The sequence below is a fragment of the Corynebacterium sp. ACRPE genome (assembly GCF_022347435.1).
GTDB lineage: Bacteria > Actinomycetota > Actinomycetes > Mycobacteriales > Mycobacteriaceae > Corynebacterium > Corynebacterium tuberculostearicum_D.
In genome coordinates, this window is the sequence record NZ_JAKRNA010000027.1 from 18,636 (window position 1) to 27,884 (window position 9,249).

Genomic DNA, 9,249 nt, shown 5'->3' on the forward strand with positions numbered 1-9,249 from the left:
GTGAAATTCGATTACGAGAATCAACTCAACGGCAAATTCTGCCTTCGTCAAGAAGCTGACGATGCTACAGATGTCTTGAGCTTTCCACGGGAGCTTCGTGCAGATATCACTTTGATGAACGTGCAACCGTTGAATGCATTGCTAGCAGGTAGTCTCCTTTTTGGAGCGCTCGACAATGGACATTTTATTTCGTCGCCCGAGGCTTCCCTCGAGCTTGATCGCACTTTCCGACGCCTCTTTGGCGAGTATTCCCCGCACCTCAACGTGAATCCCCTGAAGCAGGCAGAACCAGAGAATCATACTCAGCTGATCCTTGCGGACTACCGTAGTGAGGCAACACCTGCTCAACCAGAAGGCAAAGGCCGAAACGTACTTATTCAAACTCGAGACAGCGCACAGTGGACTGGAAAGCTCTTTTCTCTAGATCGAGTCGAATTTGCAGTCAATAAGTCGGTGTTCGCGGACAGTCGGCACAGTAGTGAACTTAGGTTCAACGTTGCGCTGGGACTGCTACTAGCAGGCGACTGGAGGTCTTCTTCCCTTGTAGTGGAGGACAGCATAGGCGAAGGCGAACAGAGCAAGAAAGAACTAGCTGAGCTTTGCGCTGCAATCGGAATACAGCTCACTGTAGTAAGCAGCGAGATCTTGGAAGGAATGCTAAACGATGTCCAAGCGTAAGATTTTGATGCCGGTTCGAACTGTCGCCGAGTGGGGCGGCGTTCACGAGTGGACCGTTGATGCAGCCTCTGCGTTGGTGAAGCAAGGTCATGAGGTTACTTTCGTCGGCAGCGGCGTTGTGTTCAAAGAGCGCGCGGAAGCAACGGGCGCCTCATTTAAGGTTGTCAACTGGAAAAAGGGCTGGAAAAAGGTCGCGCAGCAAGTAGGGGAGGAAGGAAATTTTGATCTGATTTTCTCCCACGCCCCGGCGGCACGACAGTTCGGACTCGTAGCTAACGAGATTGCCCAGAAGGAGCACGTCGTCATGATTCATGGTGCATACCATGATTTTATGTACGAGTGGTCCGACCAAGTAGATGCTTTCGTCGCGGCAAGCCCTTCTCTAGTGCATTTCGTTCAAAGATTTGGGCGCGTGGCACCGTGGAAGGTTTCAAATCTTCCCAATGCAGCTCCCGATGAAGTATTTGAATTACCACTTCTGAGCCACGATGAAAAGCTCAAGGATGGCGTAGGCCATATCGTGACTGCTTCTCGTCTTTCCAAAGACAAGACACCGCAGATTGATTCGGTAGAGGAAGCAGTCCGTGCTCTAAGCGAGCTGTACCCGGACATTAAATGGCAGATTGATGTTTGTGGTGATGGCCCTCTTCGTGACTATTTCGATCGACGATATCGAATGCTCTCCCGCGAGCTGAAAAATGTCTCACACGTCATGCACGGGTGGGTACTTCCACAGGACGTCCCGCAGATGATGAATAACGCATTCCTAACCGTCACTGCAGGAATGGCCGGCATGCGGGCGCTCGCCTCTGGCTCCCTCTGCCTTGGTACTGGCGCCCGTGCAACTGTGGGTATTCAGACTGGAAAGAATTTGCGTGCGGGTATTTGGAGCAATTTCGGCGACCACGGTGTCTTTAGATTTACGCCGACCTCAGTTTCGGGGGACCTTAAAGAGTTAGCCTCTTCTTCGGCCTATGACCGAGCGGTTTCCGTAGCCCGAGCTGTCATCAAACAAAGCAATAGCCAAAATATAGTAAACGGAATGATGCTATCGGCCTTGCAGTGCGAGTAAGATGCTAACTCCTTCTGGAGTAAGCTTGTTACATTTTGAATCTGTCATTTCGAGGTTGCTATGACCTGTAAACAAATATTAAGCGGTAGCAACCTCGAAAAAGATAGTTTGAATCTGCTCTAACCGAGTGATTCGGGATTTTGATTCAAAACACGGGCAAGTGCAGTATCAACGCAATTCGACCCTTTACCGGTACTCAACGACTCTGCTGTGTAGGCAAAGGTTCCATTTCGCCAGTTGCGGTGTAGACCAATGAAATGACGAGCAAAAGTAGGCTCAGGCGTCTCTGGAACAGTTCCGTCAACACGATGTACTAGGAGTTGCTGAGAATCTCCTAGCTTTGAAGGAACATAGGTATACTTATTCGAGCCAGTAGAGCCCGGCTGGAAATAGTTGAAGTCGGAGAATAGTCGGACGTCTCGTACTTCGGCATTGGGGATTAACCGCGGAACTACGGAACGCATCGGATAAGCGAAAACCCCCGATTCGGTTTTTAAAGCAACTTCGCCAACTGGGGCTCCACTTTCAGTAAGTGGAAGTTCATCGACATCTGAAACGGTGACAGTTCGCGCCTTTTCTAGAAACCTACGTCGAGTCCATTCCCAAACTTGATGTTGGCCGAAGTCCGAGTCCCACTTTTGGTTGGGACCTCCAGTTGGTCCGTACAAGTGGGGCCAGTCAATTAAATATGAAACGTCGAGTCCTTTAATGCCAGAAAGTGTATCAAGAAGTTCTTCCTTAGAGTATTGAGACGATTTGTTGTCCACAAAAATTACAGCGTCGATCTTATTGGCAGAAACATGAAGCTCAATCCATTTTCGGATCACTTCAAGGTCATTGTCTCGGCTTAACGTGACTAACACGTTTTTATCCCGAAATACATCAAAATGGGAAGAACCTACCGTGCACGACAAATTGAAGTGTGGGCAACGAATAGTGAAGTGCTCAGGTACGACGGGAAATGAGAGTTTAGCTAAGTCTATTTCCAATCTGCTGCAGCGGTTTTGTTCATGGAATTCTATAGCTTCCTTGGGAACCTGTGCCGAGTTAAGGAAAAAAGAAGCACTCTTCAGTGTAGGGAGCAAATTCAAAAACGGGGGGCCTATTGCAATCAGTTTTGAATCGGTTTTGAATACATCTGAGAATATAGTGTTGAAGTCGAATTTGCTGTAATAATCAGGTTGTTGGTCTTCTAGCTTTCTCGGTGGATGACGGCGGATGTCAGAATTGTGGGGAAGCACGATTGGGTTCGTCGTGAAGAGCTGTGGGGACAACAGTGACCTTTCTGTGTTCGTTCGGGGACTCTCGAAAGTCCTTGAAAAGGTTTATTACTAGAATACGCCCTTGGTTATATAAGATCAGCAGGGTCTAACTAGTCCATCTCGTGTAAGAAGTTACCCTAGAAACATGTCGAATTCTCTTAATTCCGTCCACACCGTCGTAGTCCCCGCAGCTGGCATGGGCACCCGTTTCCTGCCTGCCACGAAGACAGTTCCAAAGGAACTTCTTCCAGTGGTTGACACGCCTGGTATCGAGATGATTGCTGAAGAAGCTGCTGCGGCGGGCGCGTCGAGGCTGGCGATTGTGACGTCGCCGAGCAAAGACGAGGTCATGCGCCATTTTGATGAGTTCCCTGAACTTGTTGAAATTTTGCGTGAACGCGGCAAGGACGAGCAGGCGGCGAAGGTACAGCGCGCGGCAGAGATTATTCATCCGGTTGCTGTGACTCAGGAGAAGCCCTTAGGGCTAGGACACGCTGTAGGTTTGGCCGAGTCTGTTCTGGATGATGATGAAGACTGCTTTGCGGTCATGCTCCCTGACGACGTTATTGAACCCACTGCCGCGATGAGTGAGATGATTCGGGTGCGCAAAGAGCACGGCGGTTCGGTGCTCTTGGCAGTGGAAGTGGACCCTGCGCACGTATCAAGTTATGGCGTGTTCGATATCGAGCACACCGAAGATGACCGTGTTAAAAAAGTCGTGGGTATGGTGGAGAAGCCTGCGGTCGAGGACGCGCCGTCGAATTTGGTCGCTACAGGACGCTATCTGCTGGATCGCGCCATTTTTGATGCATTGCGCCGGATCAAGCCGGGCAAGGGTGGGGAGCTGCAGCTTACTGACGCCATCGATCTCCTCATTTCGGAGGGGCATCCCGTCCACGTCGTGGTCCACGATGGCATCCGCCATGACCTTGGTAATCCCGCTGGCTTCATTCCAGCTAGTGTCGAGTTTGGCCTTCGCCACCCGAAGTACGGCCCAGCATTGTTCGAGGATTTGGAAGCATTGCTAGAGAAGTACCGACCAGAACTGGGATAAGATTTTGCTGATGCCAGGTGGATTTCTGTTTGGAATTTCGCGGGCAAAACAAAGCTAGTCTCGAGATTTAATGGTGTAAGAGCGCTGAACAGCGCAGAAGGAATGACGTGCGTATGGCTCGGCGAGCGGTCAAAAACCTGGGCTTTCAAGAGTTCTCGTCGGTAGAAGAGTTTCGGCGACGCTGGGATCCAAGCTCCAGCGGTGCAATATCGATTGAAGATAAGCTTCCTATTCACCTTCATTGGACAAACAGGCAGGCTGGAAACACGGTAATTTGTTTTAGCGCTGCGTCCTCGAAGGTTCGAGAGGTTCCATTCTGGACCGGTCGCGGGTTGACCTCGTCCCTCGACGCGAACGTCCTCTTAGTGTCGGATCCTTCCATGATTCTTGACCGGACGCTTAGTCTGGGGTGGTATGCGGGAAGTCTTGAACAACCGGACCTGATTGAGACACTGACGGAGGTTTTCCGAGTCGTATCACAAGGTACGCGCCCTATATTCTTTGGTGCTTCTGCTGGTGGCTGGGCTGCCCTTAAATATGCTGCCCGTCTCGATGAGGCAGTTGCTGTGGCGGTTAACCCCCAGGTTGATATAGCACGGTACATGTACTTTCCTTACTACCTGCGTAAAGCTTGGCATGCTGAAGAGGGGAGCGAACGCCTTCCGTCTGACGGCAACGTGGCGCGCGATTATGCCGAGGGCAACGATTCGTTGGTTGTCTACGTGCAAAATGAGGGAGATTCTCATCATCTCAACGAGCATTTTGCGGCCTTTAAAGCTATGTGCGGCAATCCAGACAAGCTAATTGAACTGCTGCCGGATTTAGGGGCAGGGCACGTGGCTCCGGCTAAAGAATCACTGGTACAGATTCTGGAAACAACGATTGCATCGAAATCCGCTAGTGAATTGCGGACCAATCTGGCAGGTGTGGAAATTAAATCGAGCGGCGTTAACAAGGAAATCAAAGTCAGTCGGTCAGCTGCTCTTCCTGCTGGCGCTATCGATGAAAAGTATCCGATTCTTTTCGAGCAGACGTATCAGCTTCCTCCATTAACCAGAGCGTGCTCAGTGGAGCTTAGCTCTTCGGTTGAGCTACCTGAGAAGGCATTTGCAGTAGAAATCCATTTTGATGAGGCAGAGATGGATAAGCAGCTGGCGAAGAAGCTAGGACTAAGCTGGTCTGACGGGCTTCAGAGTGCCTTCGTTTATTCACAACCAGTAACCCCAACTCGCTGGAACCAGCATCAAGACTTCCAAATCCCAGAGTCAGCTACGCGAGCTCGCATTGTTCTCCGCAAATGGAGCTGGAATGGGGCAGCAGAGCAACCTCGCGTGATGCTGCGGCTCTGTTCCAAATCAGTAGCAACTGAGGTTTCATTGTAGGTGCACTCAGACACCACGAGCGACGGTGACATCTCTCCAGGAACGACGCTTCTTTGAGGAATCGACGTCTAGATGCCGCGGAAACGGGGCCTTGAGGTGCGCAATAGAGGAGGCGCCAAGCAATTTTACTGCTTAGTCTTGATTAACTGCTTTCCAGAAGCAGTGGCAGCCTATGGGGGAAGTGGTAAACGAGTGCACTTGGCGGGGAGGGGCATACCGAGCGGGACTTCAGCACGTTGTTTCTAGTAGGAACTGATTTGCTGGGGCATTCGGCAAAGCGAAGGTCTGCCAAGCTAAGCTTACGTGCATGACTCAGAAAAGCCTTCCGTTTGCCAGTGGTTTTGTATTGTCCAACAGAGACTTTGGCTCTATCGCACATTTTGAAAAGCGAGCTTTACCGAATGGTCTTTGGTGGTGGAGCGATAGCTTCGTGGACGAAGATCAAGCCTCTGCTGAAAATGGAGATTTCTTGATCATTAGGGGGCACTGGGCTTCGGGCTCGGAGGGTGGAAAGGGCGACCCTTCGGCACATCGCCTTTTGCGGCTGGCACAAGAGTCGATTGAATTGTTCGAAGACGAGCTTGACTATCTGTGCGGTCGTTATCTTATTGTTTTGAACCTTCAGGGGAAAACCTGGATCTACAACGACGCAATTGGAAACAGGACGGTGTACTACTCGGCTGACCAACCAGTTGCGGCTTCCCACTTGCACCTTTTGAACCAAGTTTCCCCACACAAGTTACTTTCCAATTCTCTCAAGAATGCTCGTGTTGCCGAGTACCAGTGGGCTGCGGATTTAACACCGTACAAGGAAGTGCGACACTTGCTCCCCAACCACAAATTGAACTGGGGCGAGAGGGAAACTCTGCGCTTCTATCCGCGTGAAGCTAATCCCTTTTATGAGTGGGATTCGGAATCCAAGTTCGCCGAAATTGAGCGCGTTTGGCGTGCGGCACAGTCGCAGTACTTTGACCGCTATCCGCAGATTGCATTTTCAATTAGCGGCGGGGTCGATAGTCGGCTTGTCCTTGCAATGGCCAAGCCTTACTGGGATCGTATCGTGGGGTATACCTACGGTCTTGCAAAACGTGAGGAAGGCCTAGCACAACGAGGCTCTTTCTTTGGCCGAACGATGGAAAATGACGAGTCGATCGTGCGCCAGATGCTGTCATCCTGCGACTTGAAGGACCATGTTTATTTCGACATGGAGTCACTCGAAAAGGTGGATGACCAACTAGAACAACTCTTGGAAAATAATACGGTGGGCTTCCACGGGAACCGCTTGGTTGCTTCGTATCGCAAAGTTTTTGAGGGGGCATGGCTGAACATCCGTGGAAACGCTATCGAGCTTTCTCGAACAGGGAATACGAACCTGTCGTTTGGCGCCCTAGTAGAAAAATGCCAGGGTGACTTCCCGGTAGACGTTTCTCCGAGGCTAAAGGCTTTGGGCTTTGACTCGAATCTTTATGGATACGGCCGCGGTGCTCTTACCTACTGGGAATTCAGGCATGGCAAATGGCTCGGAGAGATTCATAATGAACTCGATGCAGCGTTTGATACTTGGGCTCCGGCAGGAATTCGCCGCGTTAGGGACTTAATGGCGGCATTCGACGAACCAGAAGTTAGGGGAGGTCTGGTCGTTAGGGACTTAATTGAAAGAAATGCCCCAGAGCTCAACCGGTACCCTGTTAATTCCCAGGAGACTCTCTATTCTGCATGGCGTGACTTAAAGAGGGAACAGCTCAACAATGGCTCGGGTCGCGCGCCTTTGTCAGCAGAGATTGTAAGCACTCAGGGTGATCATCTTTGCGATGTCGAAATCAAGAAGTCATTCAGGATGCCGCCGAATACATTGCAGGCAGGAAACCGGATGCGTGTCTTCTTGCACTCTGTGAGGATGGGCGGAACCCTTTGCTTCCGAGTCCACCAGCCGTACACAAACCCAGGTGCGAAGAACTACATGCAATTAGCAATCGTAGTTAATGGTAATTCGATGTTCGCGATTGATGGAGCGGAATACGGTGGGCCGATCAACTTCTCCATAGATAACCTGCGTCCAGGTGACAACGTGTACCTTGAGGAGACGTTCCAGAAGAATTTGCCTGGATCGGAATCATGGTCGCGAGCTACGCGGATGGGCGTATCTGCGGTGAAGTTCTTCAAGCAAAAGCCGGCTGGGGAGCGGACCCTGCGTCATGACCTTCCGACACAATAACTGGCTTCGGTGATTTGGGCAGGGGGACAGGTTTGTGTGAACTCTGCGGTGGAATGTACCGGTTTCACACTAGGTGCAGAGTGGGCCGATTCGCTTGTGACGGGGAACAATTGGGGAAGCCGCTCCTCTTTATGCCCCGGCCCTAACGAGCGCCCGCGGCGCGGCTCATGGTTGGCTGAGGCTACGGAGTTTCGATTCGCCGACGTTGGTTTTCTCTATGGATCAGAATCTCTCCGGGCGCAGGGCGGCAGCCTTATGGAAGTGCGGTGCGCCGGTTCGGATGTAGGGGGTTATGCGGGAGGCAGTGCTAAGCGAGGTGCGGCAGGTAGGCCACATTGTGTACCACTGCGCGGGCGAGTGGGGCGCGGACTGCGGCTCAAAAGTGCTGGGTCGTTGTGGGCGGGGTGGAAAGGGGCGTCGGCAAGCGAGGCTGTGGCAGAGTACTCGATGGTGGGCAGAGCGAAGGCGGGGGCGTTTGCGCGGCGCGGATGCTGCGGAAGTCGGGCATGCTAAAGGCCTTAAGGGCGCAGGACTACAGGCGCGACAAATGTTTGGGCCTACAACTTTCTCCGTGGCCGGTGTGCTTTCTGCATACGTATTTTGTTTAGTCTCATGCCTTACTCAGCGGGCGCTGGTAGCGTCTTATTACATACCGCTACCAGCAGCCACAGGAGGCCATATTCTATGGACGCGGATATTACCGAGCTGCTCGTATACGTCGGGCTAGTGCTTGTCGCGGTGCTCTTCTGGACCTACTACATCCTGGACGTGCGGAGGAATCCCCGATCGGAAGAGTGGTACGACGAAAGCGCCTGGGAAGGTGCAGCAAGTGATGGTGTCCTCTTCTATTATCCTTACTGCTCGCTAATGCTGGGTGCTGGCGGTGTCCTAGGGTTGGTTGAAAGCATGAACCCTCCTGAGTTTGTCGACTCAGTGCTGCGGGTTGTGTTCTTGACAGCTGTCTTTATCGGAGCTGTCGGGATGACGGGTGGTTTCGGGATCCCGCTTCCGTGGCCTTTTGTTCCGCGTTGGGTCGTTGACATTCGCAAAGCAAAACGTGCTCGAAGGCGTGAGCGTAGGGAAGCTAGGAAGAGGGAAGGGGAAGAGTAGGGGTGGCGAGTTTTCTAGGGTGTTGGGTTTCGGGGGAAGCTCGGCTATTAGGGTGGGGGTCCTTCGATCTGAGAGCAAAGTATCGGAAGGCGGTTTGGGACGTTTGGGGGTCTGCTTTGGTGATGTACCTCGACAAGGAGGCGGAGCCGTGAATTAGGGCCGCTAAAGAAGTACTCGTCGTAGACAACGGGTTAGAGAATTCAGCTGTTGGAAAGCCCATTTTTCTTTTGTATAAGGTCTTAATAGCGCATTGTGATGTAAAACAAGGCCTTGCGGCACATGGGGACGGGGCTAAGGGATAGAAGAGGATGCGGGCGGATTCTTAGATGTTGATGAGCACTATTCCGCGGTATTATGAAGTGTCCCAGGTTTTGTTCCGTTTGAGTAGATGGGAAAATCTGGAACATGCCAAGGAAATTTGACCAGGATGTGAAGGACCGTGTGGTCCGTCTCGTGGAAGACCGCATCTTGGCAGA

General features: G+C 51.8%; 7 protein-coding genes. 6 read left to right on the forward strand and 1 reads right to left on the reverse strand.

The window, feature by feature from the left end; translation table 11 throughout:
* Together MHY13_RS10600 and MHY13_RS10605 are read left to right on the forward strand one after the other, a co-directional pair.
* Positions 1-678, forward strand: a complete 678-nt coding sequence (locus MHY13_RS10600; RefSeq protein WP_239283074.1) for a hypothetical protein — start codon at positions 1-3, stop codon at positions 676-678.
* A complete protein-coding gene (locus tag MHY13_RS10605; RefSeq protein WP_239283075.1) occupies positions 665-1,750 on the forward strand; it encodes a glycosyltransferase family 4 protein in 1,086 nt (361 codons plus the stop codon). The genes MHY13_RS10600 and MHY13_RS10605 overlap by 14 nt, the downstream gene beginning before the upstream one ends.
* Positions 1,751-1,869: 119 nt before the next feature.
* On the opposite strand, the gene MHY13_RS10610 is transcribed toward MHY13_RS10605, so the two are convergent.
* On the reverse strand, positions 1,870-2,991 hold the full coding sequence (locus tag MHY13_RS10610; protein ID WP_239283076.1) for a hypothetical protein: 1,122 nt from the start codon (positions 2,989-2,991) through the stop codon (positions 1,870-1,872).
* 166 nt (positions 2,992-3,157) lie between these two features.
* Here MHY13_RS10610 and MHY13_RS10615 point away from each other — a divergent pair, with 166 nt between their 5' ends.
* From MHY13_RS10615 to MHY13_RS10630, 4 genes are all read left to right on the forward strand, one after another.
* On the forward strand, positions 3,158-4,066 hold the full coding sequence (locus MHY13_RS10615; RefSeq protein ID WP_239283077.1) for a UTP--glucose-1-phosphate uridylyltransferase: 909 nt from the start codon (positions 3,158-3,160) through the stop codon (positions 4,064-4,066).
* 113 nt (positions 4,067-4,179) lie between these two features.
* On the forward strand, positions 4,180-5,448 hold the full coding sequence (locus MHY13_RS10620; RefSeq protein ID WP_239283078.1) for a hypothetical protein: 1,269 nt from the start codon (positions 4,180-4,182) through the stop codon (positions 5,446-5,448).
* Between the two features lie 307 nt (positions 5,449-5,755).
* Entirely contained in the window at positions 5,756-7,663 is a 1,908-nt protein-coding gene (locus tag MHY13_RS10625; RefSeq protein WP_239283079.1) for a hypothetical protein, read from the forward strand.
* Between the two features lie 684 nt (positions 7,664-8,347).
* Positions 8,348-8,773 carry a hypothetical protein gene (locus tag MHY13_RS10630; protein WP_239283080.1) on the forward strand — a complete coding sequence of 142 codons (426 nt, stop codon included), beginning with the start codon at positions 8,348-8,350 and terminating at the stop codon, positions 8,771-8,773.
* Positions 8,774-9,249: the final 476 nt, after the last annotated feature.

What these genes read in the sequence shown, in the direction of transcription:
- MHY13_RS10605 (WP_239283075.1), top strand. Translation starts at nt 665, where the DNA reads ATGTCCAAGCGTAAGATTTTGATGCCGGTTCGAACTGTCGCCGAGTGG.
- MHY13_RS10615 (WP_239283077.1), top strand. Translation starts at nt 3,158, where the DNA reads ATGTCGAATTCTCTTAATTCCGTCCACACCGTCGTAGTCCCCGCAGCT.
- MHY13_RS10620 (WP_239283078.1), top strand. Translation starts at nt 4,180, where the DNA reads ATGGCTCGGCGAGCGGTCAAAAACCTGGGCTTTCAAGAGTTCTCGTCG.
- MHY13_RS10625 (WP_239283079.1), top strand. Translation starts at nt 5,756, where the DNA reads ATGACTCAGAAAAGCCTTCCGTTTGCCAGTGGTTTTGTATTGTCCAAC.
- MHY13_RS10630 (WP_239283080.1), top strand. Translation starts at nt 8,348, where the DNA reads ATGGACGCGGATATTACCGAGCTGCTCGTATACGTCGGGCTAGTGCTT.